This is a genomic window from Microbacterium sp. MYb66 (assembly GCF_002979435.1).
Lineage (GTDB): Bacteria > Actinomycetota > Actinomycetes > Actinomycetales > Microbacteriaceae > Microbacterium.
Map to the genome: position 1 here is coordinate 1 of NZ_PCOV01000007.1, position 16,100 is coordinate 16,100.

The following is a 16,100-nucleotide window of genomic DNA, read 5'->3' on the forward strand; positions in this document are numbered from 1 at the left end:
CCTGCCGACCCGGCCCCTTGGGACGAGCCACCCCTTTCTGTACGAGCCACCCCTTTGCGGACGTGCGGAAGGGGGTGGCTCGTCCCAAGGGGCCGGGTCGGCAGGGAGCAGGAAAGAGGAAGAGAGAGCACGAGGGAGGAAGAGGGGAGAAGAGGAGGAGGATCTGCTGCGGGCAGAGCGGCCCAGGGCAGAATCCGGCCGAGTGCGACGGGCGGCGACGGATGCTGGGGACATGAGCGAAGACAACCCCATCCCGCAGTTCGGCCCCGAGGCCCGGCGCGCGCTGTTCCACGAGCGCGTGCTCGTGCTCGACGGTGCGCTCGACGACGACAACGGCACGCTGCTGATGACGCAGCTGCTCGCGCTGTCGGCCGAGGACCCCGTGGCCGACATCGCCCTCTGGATCCACTCGCCCGGCGGCTCGGTGCCGTCGATGCTCGCGATCCGCGACATCATGCGACTCATCCCCAACGACGTGGCGACCCTCGCCCTCGGGCTCGCCTGCAGCGCGGGGCAGTTCCTGCTCTCCGCCGGCACCCCGGGCAAGCGGCGGGCGCTGCCGCACGCGCGCATCCTCATGCATCAGGGATCGGCGGGCATCGGCGGCTCCGCGGGCGAGATCGAGACGCAGGCCGACGACCTGCGGCACACGCGCGACACCGTGCTCGGGCTCATCTCCGCCGACACGGGTCAGCCGCTCGAGTGCATCTTCGAGGACTCGCTGCACGACCGCTGGTACACCGCCACCCAGGCGCAGGACTACGGGTTCATCGACGGGATCGTCGCCTCGATCACCGAGGTGATGCCGCGACGACGCGCGCGCGTCGGACTGGGGGCGGACGCATGAGCGGGTACACGATCCCGAACGTCATCGCGCAGCATCCGCGCGGGGAACGCATCATGGACGTCTATTCGCACCTGCTCGCGGAACGCGTCATCTATCTCGGCACCAGCATCGATGCGGGGGTCGCGAACGCCCTCATCGCGCAGCTGCTGCATCTCGACGCGGACAGCCCGGACTCCGGAATCCAGTTCTACATCAACAGCGAGGGTGGCGATCCCGGCGCGGCGCTGGCGATCTACGACACCATGCAGCACATCCGTCCGCGCATCGCGACGACGTGCGTCGGTCAGGCCATCGGTCCCGCGGCGCTGCTCGTCGCCGCCGGCGCCTCGGGGGAGAGGGCCGCGCTGGCCCACGCCCGCATCGTGCTGCATCAGCCGGCCGGACAGTCGAGGGGCGCCATCCCCGATCTGATCCTCGCGGCCGACGAGGTCGTGCGGGTGCGCTCCGACATGGAGGAGATCCTCGCCAGGCACAGCGGCCGCACGGTCGGAGAGCTCCGTGCCGACACCGACCGCGACCGGGTGTTCACGGCATCCGCGGCGCTGGACTACGGACTGATCGACAACGTGCTGGGGCCGCGGGGGGTGTGAATCAGGCGGCGAGGGCGAAGGAGCCGCGCGACACCGAGACCGAGACGGCAGCGGATGCCGGCACCGACCGCAGTTCGTCGGCCACGGCGCTCGTCAACTCGATGAGGCTCGTGTCGAGGGCTCCGGCGATCGCGGCGATCATCTCGCTCGAGGGCTCCTTCCGCCCGCGCTCGACCTCGGAGAGGTACTGGGGCGAGACGCCGGCCTTCTCGGCGGTCTCGGTCAGCGTCTCCTCGCGGTCGTGGCGGCGGCGGCGCAACTGGTCGCCCAGCAGATGGCGCCACAGCGGCTCGGGGTCGCTCGGCTGCGGACGGTCGGGGCGCGGTGCGCGCGGGAACGGGACGATGTCGGCCATGCCTCACGATAATCCGCGGCATCCGGCCGGTTCGAGCGGTTCTGCTCAGAGCAGAACCGCGAGGTCAGGCGTCGGCGCGACCGGAGGTGCGTTCGGGCGCGGCGTCGACATCGTGCGTCTGTTCGGATGCTGCCGGTTCGGGCGCCGCGGCATCGGTGGCCGCCCAGCTGGCGAGCATCTTGAGCTTGTCGGCCGATGCCGTTCCCGGCTCGGCGGTGTAGGTCGACAGGTGCAGGCCGGGGTCGGCAGGCAGCGCGAACGCTTCGTACGTCAATTCGATCTCGCCGACCACGGGATGGGCGATGCGCTTCACGCCCGTCCGGTGGAACCGCACATCATGCGCGGCCCACAGTGTGCGGAATCGTTCGCTTCTCGTGGAGAGCTCGCCGACGAGGTCGGTCAGCTTCCGGTCGAACGGGTTGCGACCCGCCTCGCCTCGCATCGCCGCGACGAGCTCGCGGGTGTTGCGATCCCACTCGGGGTAGAAGTCCTGCGCGGCCGGATCGAGGAAGGCGAAGCGCGCGCTGTTCGGCTGCGGCTGTGCGAACACCGGCGCGTAGAGCGCGCGGCCCAGCGCGTTGGCGGCCAGGTAGTCGAAGTAGCTGTTCCGCACGACAGCCGGGGCCTCGGTCATCGCATCGAGCAGGCGGAGGATGCTGGCCCGCAGCTCGCCGGGCTTCTTCCGCGGCGTCCGCACGATCGGCGAGGCGTTCGCGACCCGGGCGAGGTCGAACAGGTGTGCGGTCTCGGCCTCGTCCAGCTGCAGCGCACGGGCGAGGGCGTCGAGCACGCTGTCGGAAGCCCCGGACAGGTCGCCGCGTTCGAGGCGCGTGTAGTAGTCGACGCTGACACCGGCCAGGAGCGAGACCTCTTCGCGTCGCAGTCCCGGAACGCGGCGGTTGCCGCCGAATGCGGGCAGGCCCGCCTTCTCGGGTGTGATGCGTGCGCGTCTCGTGGAGAGGAACTCGCGCACCTCGCTGCGGGTGTCCATGCTCCGACGCTACGCCTTCCGAGTCCGAGGAGGGAGGTACCGGCAGTACCGGGCAGAGGGGGCATGCCAGGACCTCCCTCTGATCTCGACGGCGGCGCACACTGGAGGCATGACCATGAATCTCACCCTCAACAACGGCATCGAGATGCCCGCCCTCGGCTTCGGAGTGTTCCAGGCCGCCCCGGACGAGACCGTCGATGCCGTCAGCACAGCCCTCGAGACGGGCTACCGCCTGATCGACACCGCCGCTGCGTACGGCAACGAGCGCGAGGTCGGGGAGGCGATCCGTCGTTCCGGTATCCCGCGCGAAGACGTCTTCATCGAGACGAAGGTCTGGATCAGCGACTACGGATACGACGAGACGCTGCACGCGTTCGAGAAGTCGACCGGCAAGCTCGACGTCGACCAGCTCGATCTGCTGATCCTCCACCAGGCGCTGCCGACCCGGTTCGACCTGACCGTCGGGGCCTACAAGGCGCTCGAGACGCTGCTTGCCGACGGCCGGGTCCGCGCGATCGGGGTCAGCAACTTCATGGTCGACCACCTCGCGCGTCTCGCCGAGCAGACGAGCATCGTGCCGGCGATCAACCAGATCGAGGTGCACCCCTACTTCTCGCAGCGCGCGGTGCAGGAGGCTGATGCCGCGGCCGGCACGGTCACCCAGGCGTGGTCGCCGATCGGCGGGATCACGGCGTACCGCCCCAACGGGGCCTCCGTCTTCGACGACGAGACCCTCCGGGCGATCGCCGCCTCGCACGGCAAGTCGCCCGCCCAGGTGATGCTCCGCTGGCACCTGCAGCAAGGCCGCTCGGCCCTGCCGAAGTCAGTGCGTCCGGCACGCATCGCCGAGAACTTCGACGTCTTCGACTTCGAGCTCTCGGCGTCGGAGCTGTCGTCGATCGACGGGCTCGACACGGGCGAGCGTCGCGGCCCGGAGCCCGAGGACGTCACCCTCGAGAGCTTCGGTCGCGCGATCCCGGAAGCATGATCGGTCCGCGCTCGCCCCGCGGGTGAAACCCGCCGTCCGCCTACAGCGCCGCGGTCACGGCGGGCAGGAGCTTGCCGAGGATCGCCCCGAGCTGCTCGCGCTCCTCGGCGCTCAGCGGATCGAGCACCAGCTCCCGCACCTGCTCGACGTGCACCGGAGCGGCGGTGCGCAGCATCTCCCGACCGGCGGGCGTGAGCGTGGCGGACAGCGTGCGCTTGTCGGAGCTGCACGAGGTGCGCTCCACCCAGCCGCGCTGCTCGAGCGAGTCCAGCGCATGGCTCAACCGCGAGCGGCTGAGTCCGGCGATGCGGGCGAGCTCCGTCATCGTCACGGTGCCCTCGCCCTGTCCTGCGAGGGTGACGAGGATCGCGTAGCGCGCGTGATTGAGCCCGACCTCTTCCTTCAGGGTGCGGTCGAGCACCTGCGGCAGCAGCTGGACGAACCGGATGACGGGCAGCCAGGTCTCCATCTCGGTGTCGTCGAGTCGACGCGGATGCTGCTGCTCCGCCGTCATCATGCCCTCCTGGACTGTCACGCGGGTGTCACGCCGCCGACAGGTCGAGCGTGTGCGCGGTGTGGTCGCGCTTGGCCTGCAGGTAGCGGGTGTTCGCCTCCGACAGGTGCACCTCGGTGGGGACCCGCTCCGTGACGCGGATGCCGAGCGCCTCGAGCTGCACGGCCTTGTCGGGGTTGTTGCTGAGCAGGCGGATGCCGTCGACGCCGAGCGCGCGCAGCATCTGGGCGGCGACGGTGTAGTCCCGCTCGTCCTCGCCGTGGCCCAGGGCGACGTTCGCCTCGTAGGTGTCGAGCCCTGCATCCTGCAGCGCGTAGGCGTCGAGCTTCGCGTACAGGCCGATGCCCCGGCCCTCCTGGCGCAGGTACAGCAGGAACCCGCCCTCGTCGGCGATGCGCTCGACGGCCTCGCGCAGCTGGGGGCCGCAGTCGCAGCGCTCCGAGCCGAACACGTCGCCGGTGAGGCACTCGCTGTGCGGACGGACCAGCGGTGCGGCGCCGCCGTCGACAGAGCGGTCGAGCGCTGCGCGCCAGTCGCCGAGCCCGAGCAGCAGGTGCTCACGGCCGTCGATGAGGCCGTCGAAGGTGACCACGTCGGCGGTCGTGGAGAAGCCGTCGCCGAAGCGCAGCGGCACGCGGACGCGAGTGCGTTCCGTGGGGACCGGAGCGACGGTTGAAGTTTCAATCATGCCGGGTGCAACGCGCAGTCCCGCGGAGTATTCCCGGATGCGACGACTCCCGCCCCCGCCGCCGCACGATCTTCAGCTCGCTGGCGAGGATGCCGAGCACGACGAGAGCCCCGCCGATCAGCGCGGTCGCGGGCAGACGCTCACCGGCGATGCGACCGATGACCCCTGCCCACACCGGCTCTCCGGCGTAGATGATGGTCGCGCGGGTCGGGGAGACCGACTTCTGCGCCCAGTTCATGGTCAGCTGGATCAGGCAGCTCGCCGCACCCAGGCCGACCGCGCAGCCGACCCAGATCCACGAGAACTCCGGCACGTCTTCGCCGACCACCGGCATCGTGAGCAGGCCCAGCACGCCGGCGGTCAGCAGCTGGATGACCGTGATGCGGCCGAGGTCGATCTTCCCGGCGAAGAGACTGATCAGGATGATCTCGGCGGCGATCGGAAGAGTGCTGATCATGGTGGCGATCTCGCCCGCGCCGAGCGTCAGTGCGAAGGCGTCGGGGCCGGCGATGAACAGCAGCCCCACGAACGCGAGGCCCGCCCCGACGAAGGCCATGGCCGGCGGGCGCTTGCGGAACACGGCCCACTGCGCCAGCGGCACGAGCGGCACGTACATCGCGGTGATGAAGGCGGAGGTGCTGCTGTCGATCGTCTGCAGGCCGAGCGTCTGCAGGCCGTAGCCGAGGTAGATCATCACGCCGATCGCGACGCCCGCCCCGACGTCACGCCAGCGGATGCCGCGCAGCACGCGACGGAAGATCACGACGCTGATGGCGCCGGCGATCAGGAACCGGATGCCGACGAAGAACCAGGGACCGGAGTGCTCCATCGCCCAATGCACGAGCAGGAACGTGCCGCCCCACACCGCGGTGATCGCGATGAGCGCGGCTTCCTGCGGGCGGAAGCGCATCCAGCGGAGACGAGAGGACATCGCGGGCCCTTTCTCGACGTTGCCGGATCGAGCATAGTCACCCGCGGCCCTTCTTCGATTCGCCCCGTGACGGGAGAAGGCGACGATGCGCCGGATGCCGCCGCCGACTCGGTAGCCTCGCAGGATGAGCGACTTCGTGAGTGCCGTCGAGCTGAGCGACCTTCTGACCCGGGGTGCGCCCGTGCGCGTGATCGATGTGCGGTGGCGGCTGGATCGTCCGGAGTCCGGGCACGACGACTACCTGACCGGGCACATCCCCGGCGCCGTGTTCGCTGCACTCGACACCGAGCTCTCCACCCACGGCGAGCCGTCGGAGGGGCGGCACCCGCTGCCGTCGACCGCGACGCTCCAGGCCGCGGCACGGCGCTGGGGTGTCCGGGCGGGCGACCTCGTCGTCGCATACGACGATTTCAACGGCATCTCGGCGGCCCGTGCCTGGTGGCTCCTGCGTCAGGGCGGCGTCGACGTGCGCGTGCTCGACGGCGGCATCCGAGGCTGGCAGGCGGAGGGGTTCGAGGTCGCGACCGATGACGTGCACCCGGAGCCCGGCGACGTCGTGCTCGACGAGATCGGCGGCGAGGCGCTGTCGATCGACGAGGCCGCGGCGTTCCCGGCATCCGGCGTGCTGCTCGACGCGCGGGCCGCCGATCGGTACCGCGGCGATTCCGAGCCCTACGATCCGGTGGGCGGACACATCCCCGGCGCGCGCAACCTCCCCGAGCCCGTGCACTTCGATGCGGAGGGCCGGATCCTCGACCGCGAGACGATCCTGGCGCGCTTCGCCGAGGTCGGCGTCACCCCGGGCACCCCGGTCGCCGCCTACTGCGGTTCCGGGGTCACGGCCGCGCACACCGCCCTGGTCCTGCACGAGGTCGGGATCGACGCGAAGGTCTTCCCCGGTTCGTGGAGCCAGTGGTCGAACACCCCCGGCCGCCCGGTCGCGACGGGCGACCAGCCCGGCTGAGTCCGCGTCAGTCCCGCGGGCCGTAGCCCCAGCGCAGTTCCAGGGCGCCCGGACCGAACGCCCGGCGCACGAGATGCACCGACGTCCCCCGGGTGAGCGGCACCGGCGACACGGTGACGCCGTCCGGGGTCTCGACGTGCTCCTCGCACCAGTCGGGGAGAGCATCCGGGTGGAAACGCGTCCACACCAGCAGCTCCCGGCATTTCTGAGCCAGCGCGTGTCCGGTCTCGCGTGTCGGCGGATAGTCGGGCGGGTACTCGACCGACCACTCGACCATCGCCGTCTCCGGGGCCGTCAGCGGAAGATCGAGCTCGAAGAGCACGCCGTGCACCTCGCCGTCGGGGTGGGAGTACCGTGCGGCGATCCGCCCGCCGGACACCGCGTTCAGCAGGGGGGCCGGGGTGGCGATGCCGGGGCTGATCTCGAGGAACGGGATCGCGGTGATCGTCCCGACCGTCGACTGCACGATGCTGCGGGTGATGCTGTACGCGACGTTCCCGTCGGGGCCGACATCGGTCACGGAGTGGGTCGTGATCTCCCGGGAGGTGTCGGGGTACGACGCGCCGAGCGCCTGGAAGGCGTCGATGACCGCCTGCTCCAATTCCTCCTCGTCGATCGGGAACTGGTTCGGTCCGAGCGGACCGGTGCGGTTCGTGGAGCGGAGGTGCCTGGTCAGCGTGCCGACGTCGAGTCCCAGGAGATCCTCGATGTCCGTCAAGGCGGCCAGCGACTGCGCGCCTTCCGGGCGTCGCGCTCCCGAACGCCAGTAGCTCAGCGTGGCCATCGAGACGCGGTTCCCCCGGGCCTTGAGCTGCCGCTGCAGCCACGACAGTGTCACGTCCTTCGCGTTGACCGCGTCCCGCAGCGCCGCTGCGAAAGTCTCGGATCCGGATCTGCGTTCGTCATATTCGTAACTCATCACAGCCCCCGTCCGGTATGTGAAGCGCACCGCCCTAAAGTGAGCATACGACCGCACGCGCGCACCTCAGGGGACCGGGTGGGCATGTGGGGTCACTTGGCCGTCATCGCGGGACGGGTGCCCGAACCTGCGACGACCGGTCTGACGCAGTGATGCCCCCCTTGCTGCGTATGTCGTGAAGCCCGGCAATCGATCTGGGGAGATCCGCCGGGCTTCACGAATCCTCCTCCCGCACGCCTCCCGGCGGAAGGCCTCCGCGGCCCCGCGTAGACTGGGGGGAACACCCCGGAGGACTCTGGACCGTCATGTCTGCCCCTGCTCGCGCATTCACCATGCGCCACGTGCAATTGCTGCGCGCGCTGTTCGCCGCGGTCGCCGCGCTGATGATCACTTTCTCGTCTGATCACTCCGCACCCGTCGGACTGTCCGTCTTCAGCGGCTTCGTCTTCGTCACCGCCCTCGTGCAGGTGCTCGCCGCCTGGCTGGTGGTGCCGGCGGGATCGCGCTGGTCGTATGTGCTGCTCGCGGCGGTCAGCGTCATCGCCGGCATGGTGAGCGGCGTCCCCGGGTGGCGTTCCGACGACCTGTTCTTCATCGTCGTCTCGGCCTGGGCGATCATCACCGGCGGTATCGAACTCCTCGCCGGCATCCGCTCCCGTCGAACCGGCGACGTCCTGTCGCGCGATGCGATCACGGTCGGAGCGCTGGGCGTGCTGCTCGGCGTCGTCCTCCTGCTGATCCCGGCCGGTTTCCTGCAGGAGTACACGATCGAGAAGGCGGGGACGTTCGTGCTCTCGGGCATCATCCTCGGGGTCGGGATGTTCGGCGGGTACGCGGCGATCGTCGCCGTGTTCCTCGGCATCGCCGGGCTCACGCCGAAGCGAGTGGATGCCGTCGCGGCCTCCGCAGCGAATGACAGCGCCGCCCCTGCGGAGCACGGAGGAGAGCGATGAGCGACGAGAAGCCCACACGTCGGGACATCCTGCGCCCGCTGCACCTCCTGGGCATCGCCCTGGCCTGCGGCGTCTTCGCCATGGTCGTCACGCTCGTCTCGACCGGCGCCTTCACGTCGCGCGTGAACACGGCGATCGCGAACGGCACCTACGACGGGCTGACCCCGGTGGCACTGGGACTCGTCGTGGGCGGCGGGGCGTTCATCGTCACGCTGCTGATCCTCGCGATGCTGATCCTCGCCGTCGATCCCGCCGATGTCACCAAGACGATCGATCGTCCGGTGCTCTACGACCCGGAGCCCGACGACGAAGACCCCGACTCCGAGGCTCCCGGACGCCCGGCGTCCTCGTGACCGGCTCGGGGCCGGGTTTCCCGCCTCTTCCGGGCATCTTCGGAAGAGACGTCCGACGCGACGACTCGTCCCTGTCGTGACCGCCTCCGTCGACCGCGCCTCCATCGGACTCCGGTCGACCCGAGGACCGATCCTCGGCGCCCTGATGCTCGCCACCGGGATCATCGCGATCGACGCCACGATCCTCGCGACGGCGGTGCCCAGCATCGTTCGCGATCTCGGCAGCTACCAGCAGTTCCCCTGGCTGTTCTCGGTGTACCTGCTGGCGCAGGCCGTGAGCGTCCCCATCTATTCGCGCTTCGCCGACACGGTCGGCCGCAAGCCGATCATCCTCCTCGGCATCGCCCTGTTCCTCCTCGGATCCGTGCTCTGCGGCTTCGCGTGGAGCATGCCCGCGCTTATCGTCTTCCGCGTCATCCAGGGTCTCGGCGCCGGAGCGGTCGCGCCGATGGCGATGACGATCGTCGGAGACATCTACACGCTCGCCGAGCGCGCCAAGGTGCAGGGCTACATCGCCAGCGTCTGGGCGATGTCGTCGGTCGTCGGCCCGGCGCTCGGCGGCGTCTTCGCGCAGCTCGACGCATGGCGATGGATCTTCTGGGTGAACATCCCCCTGTGTCTGATCGCCGGGTGGATGCTGCAGGTCAAGTACAAGGAGCAGAAGCAGACTCAGCGGCACCGCATCGACTATGCGGGCGCCGCCCTGCTCACGATCGGACTGACCGGTCTCATCCTCGGGATGCTCGAGGGCGGGAACGCGTGGGCGTGGCTCTCCGTCCCGAGCGCGCTCTGCTTCGGGGTGGGACTGATCGCGCTCGCGCTCTTCGCGGTCGTCGAGCGTCGCGCCGCGGAGCCCATCGTCGACCTCCGGCTGGCCGCCCGGCCGCTCATCCTCACGACCACGCTCGTCTCGCTGGGAGTGGGCGCGCTGATGATCGGCGTCACCAGCTTCGCGCCGGCCTACCTCGAGGGCTCCCTCGGCATCGCGCCCCTGCTGTCGGGGCTGGCGGTCGCGGCGCTGACCCTCGGCTGGCCGATCGCCGCCGCGAACGTCGGACGCCTCTACCTCCGCATCGGCTTCCGCCGCACCACGCTGATCGGAATCAGCATCACGACGGTCGCCGCGATCGTCCTGGCGTCGGTGTCTTCCTGGCCGAACCCGTTCGTGCTGGCGCTGATCGCGTTCGTCCTCGGCTTCGGGCTCGGCTGGACCGCGGCCCCGACCCTGATCGTCGCCCAGTCGTCGGTGGGCTGGAGCGAACGCGGGGCCGTGACCGGGATGAACGCGTTCGCGCGCTCGGCCGGAAGCGCCGTGGGCGTCGCCGTGTTCGGAGCGATCTCCAACGCGGTCATCGCCCGGGGCGCGGGCCCCGACGATCCCGGCACGATCATCCACGCGTCGGTGTGGGTGTTCGTCGCGGTCGCCGCGACGGCCCTGCTCACGCTGCTCGCCGCGTCGTTCATGCCTCGCGACACCGTGGCCGATCACTCCGGGGAGCCGACCTCCTGAACCGCCCCTGCCGGGGTCAGCGCGCCAGGCGCTCCGCGATGCCGGTGTAGGTCGCGGGGGTCAGGGCGAGGAGGCGCTGCTTGGCGGCATCCCCGATCTCGAGCCCCTCGACGAACGCGGCGAGGTCGGCAGCACCCACCCGGTGTCCGCGTGTGAGCTCCTTGAGCAGCGCGTACGGGTCGGTGATCGTGGAGCGGCCGGCGACGACCTCGGCGCGGATGACGGTCTGGATGGCCTCGGCCAGCACCTCCCAGTTCACGTCGAGGTCGGCGAGCAGCACGTCGCGCGACAGCGAGATCGCGTTCAGGCCGCGGCGCAGGTTGTCGAGCGCGAGCAGCGAGTGACCGAATGCCACGCCGATGTTGCGCTGCGTGGTGGAGTCGGTGAGGTCGCGCTGCAGGCGGCTGGTGACGAGCGTCTGGCCGAGGGAGGCGAGCAGGGCGCCCGAGATCTCGAGGTTGGCCTCGGCGTTCTCGAAGCGGATCGGATTGATCTTGTGCGGCATCGTCGACGAGCCGGTGGCGCCGGCGACCGGGATCTGCGCGAAGTAGCCGAGCGAGATGTAGGTCCAGATGTCGGTGGCGAGGTTGTGGAGGATGCCGCCGGCGTGACGCACGCGGTCGTAGAGCTCGACCTGCCAGTCGTGCGATTCGATCTGGGTCGTCAGGATGTTGAAGCTGAGACCCAGACCCTCGATGTACTCGCGGGCGATGGTCGGCCAGTCGGCGTCGGGGTCGGCCGCGAGGTGCGCCGACCAGGTGCCGGTGGCGCCGGAGAACTTCGCGAGGTAGTCGGATGCCGCGATCTGACCGCGCACGCGCTCGAGGCGCCATGCGAAGACGGCGATCTCCTTGCCCATGGTCGACGGCGTCGCGGGCTGGCCGTGCGTGCGGGAGAGCATCGGGGCGTCGGCGTGCTCGACCGCGAGCTCGCGGAGCTTGGCGATCACGGTGTCGAGCGCCGGAAGCCAGACCTCCTCGACGGCGCGCTTGACGGTGAGCGCGTACGAGGCGGAGTTGATGTCCTCGCTCGTGGCGGCGAAGTGCGTGAGCTCCGCGATGCCGTCGAGCCCGAGCGTCGACAGCCGGTCGCGCACGAGGTACTCGATCGCCTTGACGTCGTGCTGGGTGACGGCTTCCTTCTCGGCGAGCCAGTCGATCTCCGCCTGCCCGAAGTCGCGGTACAGCGCTCGCAGGCGGTCCTTGTCGGCATCCGACAGCGGCGATGTCTCGAACAGCGAGCGATCGGTGAGCGCGATCAGCCACTCGACCTCGACCTCGACACGAGCCCGGTTCAGGCCCGCCTCGGACAGGAAGTCGGCGAGGCCGGTGACGGCGCCGCGGTAGCGGCCGTCGAGGGGGCTCAGGGGCTGCGGGGGGAGCGAGGGCTGGAAAGTCAGGGGAGTCCTCCTGATGGGGCCCCGAAGGTCCGGGGCGAGCGGGGGAGACGAAGAGCGGGTTCGAGCTGACGGAACAGGCCCCGAGTCGCCGCCTCAATCATACCGAGCACCGAATCGAACATCTCCGCGCCTGCGTAGTAGGGGTCGGGCACGTCGTGCGTCGACGCGTTCGGGTCGAAGGCGAGCAGGAGGGTCACCTTGCCCTCTTCGTCTTCGTCGTGCGCCCACTCCCGCAGGATGCGCTCGTGCGTGCGGTCGAGCGCGACGACGAGATCGTTGTCGGCGAAGGTCGCGGCGGTGAACTGCCGGGCTCGGTGCCGGGAGCCGTCGTAGCCGCGGCGGGCCAGGGAGTCGATCGTGCGATGGTCGGCGCGTTCGCCCAGATGCCAGTCGCCGGTGCCTGCGCTGCGCGAGACGATGCGCGAGCCGAGGCCCTGGCGCTCGGCGAGGTCGCGGAACACGACCTCGGCCATGGGAGAGCGGCAGATGTTCCCCGTGCAGACGAAGATCACGCGGAAGGGAACCGGGGATGTCACAGATACATTCTGCCCGGCCGCGGCCGTCCTGCACAGCGGCCGGCCGACCCGCGCGATCCCTGCACACCCTGAGCGGGCATCCAGGTATCCACTGGTCGCGCGAATCGCGCCGGGCGAGCGGACGGTGATCGCGGATGCTGGAGGCCATGTACGAGATCGCACAACAGCCGGCCGCCGCTTCCGATGACCCCGGGATCTGGTTCCTGGCCTGCCGCGAGATCGCAGCGGCGATCTCGACCCTGGACGCGGCCGGAGCTTTCCTCGTCGGGCTCGCCGACAGCTCGGACTGGCAGTCTGCCGGGCTGCGCGCGCTGCACGAACTGCTCGAGCGGCTCCGCGGCGAGACGGGCGTCGAGGTCGGACACCTCACGGCCCGCGAATGGGAGCTGGGACGCGGGGGCGCGGCATGAGCGGAACGGCCGGAGCTGTGACGCCGGGGAGCATCGGCGGGCTGGACATCGACCATGGCGGCGCGATCGCCGTCGACACCGAGCAGCTGCGCGTCGTCGGCGCCCGGATGCTTGCGGTGGCGTACCAGTATGCCGACGCTCGGGAGGCGATCGGCCGGGCGCTCGCGCTCATCACCTCCGCGCCGAGGAGCTTCCCGCTGGTCGACGTCGGCGCGCTGCGGTGGAGCGGGGAGCGTGTCGGTGCGCTGCGCGATGAGATCGGGGAGGCGTGTGGGGGTGTGCTGCTGATGGTGGATGCCTTCGAGCTGGTCGAGCTGCGCGCGCGGGCTGAGGCGCTGGCCCTCACCGACGCCGCCGCAGCGGATGCCGTCCAGGTGCGCATCGACCGTCTGACCGCCGGAGACGAGCGGATCGATGCCCTCGCCGACCGGCTGGTGGCGGACGGGAAGGCGCGCCGTTTCGAAGGGCTGGGAGGTCAGTACGACCTGGGAGGAGCCCTTCCGCACCTGTTCCTGGCGGGGGCGTTCGTCGGGGTCGTCTCAGGGCTCGGGAAGGTCGCCCCGGGTGCGCCGCTGAAGGGGGCGGCCGACCCCGTGCGGGTCGACCCGGTGCGCACGTCGACGCCCGCCGCCGCACCGAAGGACCTCGCCGCCGCCCTCGGACGGATGCCGAAGGCGAGCGCACAGGTGGCGGTCGAGAAGTACACGATGGCCGACGGCACGACCCGGTACGTGGCGTACGTCAAGGGCACCCAGAACTCCGCGCCGTGGCAGGCGGGTGCCGCGGAGCCGTGGGACATGAAGTCGAACGTCGAGCTGTACCGCGGACAGAGGTCGGCGTCGTATCAGGCCACCCTCGATGCGCTCGCACTCGCGGGTGCGGAGCCCGGCGATCAGGTCGACGTGGTCGCTCATTCGCAGGGCGGGATGATCGCCGCCCGCCTCGCGATGGAGAGCGAGTTCGACGTCTCGCTGCAGCTGACGGCGGGAAGCCCCGAAGAGCCGACGCTCCGAGACGACCAGACCATCGTCCAACTCCGGCACACGGACGACGTCGTCTCCGCGCTCGCCGCAGGCGGGTCGGCGGAAGGGACCGGATCCCCTGACAGCTTCACCGCGACTCGCGTCGGCGACCCCGACGACGGGTTCCAGGACTTCACACTGAAGACCCACGGGCTCGAGACGTACATCGAGACGGCGGAGATGGTGGACGAGTCCCACGACCCCCGGGCGGAGGCCCTCGACGTCTACTGGAGCGACCTCGGCGAGGCCGTGGCCGTCGAGCGCACCGAGTTCCATGCCCAGCGGACGGGGTGATCAGGACGGCTGTGCAGGGGAGGTGTCCGTCCCCGCTGGCCAGGGCAGGATCGCGACTTCACGTTCCTCGCCGAGATCGGTCCGCTGCGGCTCGAGCCGCTGGACTCGCGCGCCGTCTCAGTCGCGACGGGACTTCTTGTTCTGCGGGCGCAGGATGAAGCCGAAGATGCCGTTGATCACCGAGATGATGAGCGCGGCCAGCACGCCCCACCAGAAGTCACCGACGGTCAGGCCCCAGCCGAAGCCGCTCGTGATCCACGCCGTCAGCCACAGCAGGAAGCCGTTGATCAGGAAGCCGATCAGCCCGAACGTGATGATGTAGAGCGGGAAGGCGACGATCTTCACGACCGTGCCGATGATCGTGTTCACGAGCGCGAAGATCGCCGCGACCGCGAGCAGGGTCAGCACCAGCTGCAGCGTCTCGCCCGGAGGGAAGGCCGTGATCACGACCTGCAGTGCGGGGATCAGTGTGACGACCCAGAGGGCGAAGGCGTTGACGACGACACGGATGATGAAGCGCATAGTCCGACCAGTTTCGCATGGACGCCTGCGAGAGTCAGCCTGCGGTGCCTTCCCGGATGTGCGCCGCGATGGCCTGCGCGATCTGCATCAACCCCGGGCGGCTCTCTGCGCCATGTCGAGGACGAAGTCGACCGCCTCGCACCCGGGAGCCGCTCGACCATGGCCGTTCCGGCCGTCGTCGAGATGGCCGCCCTCGTAGACTCGACGCGTGACCGAGCCGCTCCTGCCCCGCATCCGCCCCGCCATCGCCGCCCTCGCGCCGTATCGGCAGGGGAAGCAGGCGGGACCCGACGCGTTCAAGCTGTCCAGCAACGAGAACCCCTTCGATCCGCTGCCGTCGGTCCTCGAAGCGCTGCAGCACACGACGCCGATCAACCGGTACCCGGACGCGACCGCGGCCCGCCTGCGCGAGCGACTGGGTGCGCGCTACGGCGTCGACCCCGACCAGGTGCACGTCGCATCCGGCAGCGTGTCGATCCTGCACCAGCTGATCCTGGCGACCTCGTCGGTGGACGACGAGGTCATCTACGCGTGGCGCTCCTTCGAGGCGTACCCGAGCCTGCCGCTCGTCGCCGGCGCGACCGGCGTGCAGGTGCCGCTGACCGCCGACTCCCGCCACGACCTCGAGGCGATGGCGGATGCCGTGACCGATCGCACCCGCGCGATCATCCTGTGCACGCCCAACAACCCGACCGGCCCGATCATCACGTCGGCTGAGTTCGCGTCGTTCGTCGCACGCGTGCCCTCCGACATCCTGATCATCCTCGACGAGGCGTACGCCGAGTTCGTGACCGCGCCCGACGCGGTCGACGGCCTCGCCGAGCGCGTGTTCGAGCAGCATCCGAACGTCGTGGTGCTGCGCACCTTCTCGAAGGCCTACGGTCTGGCGGGGCTCCGCGTCGGCTACGCGATCGGACACGAGAAGGTGCTGGATGCGGCGCGCACGACCGGCATCCCGCTCTCGGTCACGTCCGCGGCGGAGAACGCCGCGATCGCGAGCCTCGACGCCGAACCGGAGCTCCTCGAGCGCGTCGCCGTGATCGTCGAGCGACGCACCCGCCTCGTGGAGGGGCTCCGTGCGCAGGGCTGGGATGTGCCCGACTCACAGGCCAACTTCGTCTGGCTCCCGGCAGGCGAGCGCACCGACCAGGTCGCTGCGGCCTTCGTCGAGAACGACCTCGTGGTCCGGCCGTTCGCAGGCGACGGCATCCGCATCTCGGTCGGCGAGGAAGGCTCCATCGCCCGCGTGCTCGAGGTCGCCGCCTCGCTCCGCTGACCTCTCCGACGCGCGACTGCGCCGTGATTCTCCGGTTT

Annotated in this window: 19 protein-coding genes; 10 read left to right on the forward strand and 9 right to left on the reverse strand. The window is 70.2% G+C overall.

Going from position 1 to position 16,100, the window contains the following annotated elements; all coding sequences use genetic code 11:
* Nucleotides 1-232 precede the first annotated feature (232 nt).
* Both CQ045_RS13790 and CQ045_RS13795 read left to right on the forward strand, forming a co-directional pair.
* Nucleotides 233-847 carry a ClpP family protease gene (locus CQ045_RS13790; RefSeq protein WP_105724666.1) on the forward strand — a complete coding sequence of 205 codons (615 nt, stop codon included), beginning with the start codon at nucleotides 233-235 and terminating at the stop codon, nucleotides 845-847.
* The gene (locus CQ045_RS13795; RefSeq protein WP_105724668.1) at nucleotides 844-1,437 is read left to right on the forward strand and encodes a ClpP family protease; all 594 of its coding nucleotides are present in this window, start codon (nucleotides 844-846) and stop codon (nucleotides 1,435-1,437) included. The genes CQ045_RS13790 and CQ045_RS13795 overlap by 4 nt, the downstream gene beginning before the upstream one ends.
* 1 nt (nucleotide 1,438) lies before the next feature.
* On the opposite strand, the gene CQ045_RS13800 is transcribed toward CQ045_RS13795, so the two are convergent.
* Both CQ045_RS13800 and CQ045_RS13805 read right to left on the reverse strand, forming a co-directional pair.
* Nucleotides 1,439-1,792, reverse strand: coding sequence for a helix-turn-helix domain-containing protein (locus CQ045_RS13800; RefSeq protein WP_105724670.1), 354 nt, complete (start codon nucleotides 1,790-1,792; stop codon nucleotides 1,439-1,441).
* Nucleotides 1,793-1,856: 64 nt separating this feature from the next.
* On the reverse strand, nucleotides 1,857-2,783 hold the full coding sequence (locus tag CQ045_RS13805; protein WP_105724672.1) for a helix-turn-helix transcriptional regulator: 927 nt from the start codon (nucleotides 2,781-2,783) through the stop codon (nucleotides 1,857-1,859).
* Nucleotides 2,784-2,898: 115 nt separating this feature from the next.
* Here CQ045_RS13805 and CQ045_RS13810 point away from each other — a divergent pair, with 115 nt between their 5' ends.
* Nucleotides 2,899-3,771, forward strand: coding sequence for an aldo/keto reductase (locus CQ045_RS13810; RefSeq protein WP_219844436.1), 873 nt, complete (start codon nucleotides 2,899-2,901; stop codon nucleotides 3,769-3,771).
* 40 nt (nucleotides 3,772-3,811) lie between these two features.
* Here CQ045_RS13810 and CQ045_RS13815 read toward each other — a convergent pair whose 3' ends face one another.
* Genes CQ045_RS13815 through CQ045_RS13825 form a run of 3 tightly spaced genes read right to left on the reverse strand, consistent with a single transcriptional unit; the run spans nucleotide 3,812 to nucleotide 5,904 of the window.
* On the reverse strand, nucleotides 3,812-4,285 hold the full coding sequence (locus CQ045_RS13815) for a MarR family winged helix-turn-helix transcriptional regulator (protein WP_105725000.1): 474 nt from the start codon (nucleotides 4,283-4,285) through the stop codon (nucleotides 3,812-3,814).
* Nucleotides 4,286-4,313: 28 nt separating this feature from the next.
* Entirely contained in the window at nucleotides 4,314-4,973 is a 660-nt protein-coding gene (gene ribA / locus CQ045_RS13820; protein WP_105724676.1) for a GTP cyclohydrolase II, read from the reverse strand.
* Nucleotides 4,966-5,904, reverse strand: coding sequence for a DMT family transporter (locus CQ045_RS13825; RefSeq protein WP_258131070.1), 939 nt, complete (start codon nucleotides 5,902-5,904; stop codon nucleotides 4,966-4,968). Before CQ045_RS13825 ends, ribA begins: the two co-directional genes overlap by 8 nt.
* Nucleotides 5,905-6,028: 124 nt before the next feature.
* Here CQ045_RS13825 and CQ045_RS13830 point away from each other — a divergent pair, with 124 nt between their 5' ends.
* Complete coding sequence (locus CQ045_RS13830; RefSeq protein ID WP_105724678.1) at nucleotides 6,029-6,868, forward strand: sulfurtransferase; 840 nt, start codon at nucleotides 6,029-6,031, stop codon at nucleotides 6,866-6,868.
* A 7-nt stretch (nucleotides 6,869-6,875) separates the two neighbouring features.
* On the opposite strand, the gene CQ045_RS13835 is transcribed toward CQ045_RS13830, so the two are convergent.
* Complete coding sequence (locus tag CQ045_RS13835) at nucleotides 6,876-7,787, reverse strand: hypothetical protein (protein WP_105724680.1); 912 nt, start codon at nucleotides 7,785-7,787, stop codon at nucleotides 6,876-6,878.
* 305 nt (nucleotides 7,788-8,092) lie between these two features.
* On the opposite strand from CQ045_RS13835, the gene CQ045_RS13840 reads away from it, so the two are divergent.
* The 3 genes from CQ045_RS13840 (at nucleotide 8,093) to CQ045_RS13850 (ending at nucleotide 10,603) form a co-directional block, all read left to right on the forward strand.
* Nucleotides 8,093-8,740, forward strand: a complete 648-nt coding sequence (locus CQ045_RS13840; protein WP_105724682.1) for an acyl-CoA synthetase — start codon at nucleotides 8,093-8,095, stop codon at nucleotides 8,738-8,740.
* Nucleotides 8,737-9,093, forward strand: coding sequence for a hypothetical protein (locus CQ045_RS13845; protein WP_105724684.1), 357 nt, complete (start codon nucleotides 8,737-8,739; stop codon nucleotides 9,091-9,093). Before CQ045_RS13840 ends, CQ045_RS13845 begins: the two co-directional genes overlap by 4 nt.
* Nucleotides 9,094-9,169: 76 nt before the next feature.
* A complete protein-coding gene (locus tag CQ045_RS13850) occupies nucleotides 9,170-10,603 on the forward strand; it encodes an MFS transporter (RefSeq protein WP_181156568.1) in 1,434 nt (477 codons plus the stop codon).
* Nucleotides 10,604-10,619: 16 nt separating this feature from the next.
* On the opposite strand, the gene purB is transcribed toward CQ045_RS13850, so the two are convergent.
* Both purB and CQ045_RS13860 read right to left on the reverse strand, forming a co-directional pair.
* Nucleotides 10,620-12,002, reverse strand: coding sequence for an adenylosuccinate lyase (purB, locus tag CQ045_RS13855; RefSeq protein ID WP_105724687.1), 1,383 nt, complete (start codon nucleotides 12,000-12,002; stop codon nucleotides 10,620-10,622).
* Nucleotides 11,999-12,475, reverse strand: coding sequence for a low molecular weight protein-tyrosine-phosphatase (locus CQ045_RS13860; protein ID WP_374955028.1), 477 nt, complete (start codon nucleotides 12,473-12,475; stop codon nucleotides 11,999-12,001). Before CQ045_RS13860 ends, purB begins: the two co-directional genes overlap by 4 nt.
* Before the next feature lie 209 nt (nucleotides 12,476-12,684).
* Between CQ045_RS13860 and CQ045_RS13865 the strand changes: the two genes are divergently transcribed.
* Nucleotides 12,685-12,948 (forward strand): hypothetical protein, encoded by a 264-nt coding sequence (locus tag CQ045_RS13865; protein ID WP_105724689.1) that lies wholly within the window; start codon nucleotides 12,685-12,687, stop codon nucleotides 12,946-12,948.
* On the forward strand, nucleotides 12,945-14,264 hold the full coding sequence (locus CQ045_RS13870; protein WP_146115246.1) for a hypothetical protein: 1,320 nt from the start codon (nucleotides 12,945-12,947) through the stop codon (nucleotides 14,262-14,264). Before CQ045_RS13865 ends, CQ045_RS13870 begins: the two co-directional genes overlap by 4 nt.
* 117 nt (nucleotides 14,265-14,381) lie before the next feature.
* On the opposite strand, the gene CQ045_RS13875 is transcribed toward CQ045_RS13870, so the two are convergent.
* Nucleotides 14,382-14,786, reverse strand: a complete 405-nt coding sequence (locus CQ045_RS13875; protein WP_105724694.1) for a phage holin family protein — start codon at nucleotides 14,784-14,786, stop codon at nucleotides 14,382-14,384.
* Nucleotides 14,787-14,994: 208 nt separating this feature from the next.
* Between CQ045_RS13875 and CQ045_RS13880 the strand changes: the two genes are divergently transcribed.
* Nucleotides 14,995-16,062: a histidinol-phosphate transaminase gene (locus CQ045_RS13880; protein ID WP_105724696.1), complete on the forward strand. Its 1,068-nt coding sequence runs from the start codon at nucleotides 14,995-14,997 to the stop codon at nucleotides 16,060-16,062.
* The last annotated feature ends 38 nt before the right edge of the window (nucleotides 16,063-16,100 follow it).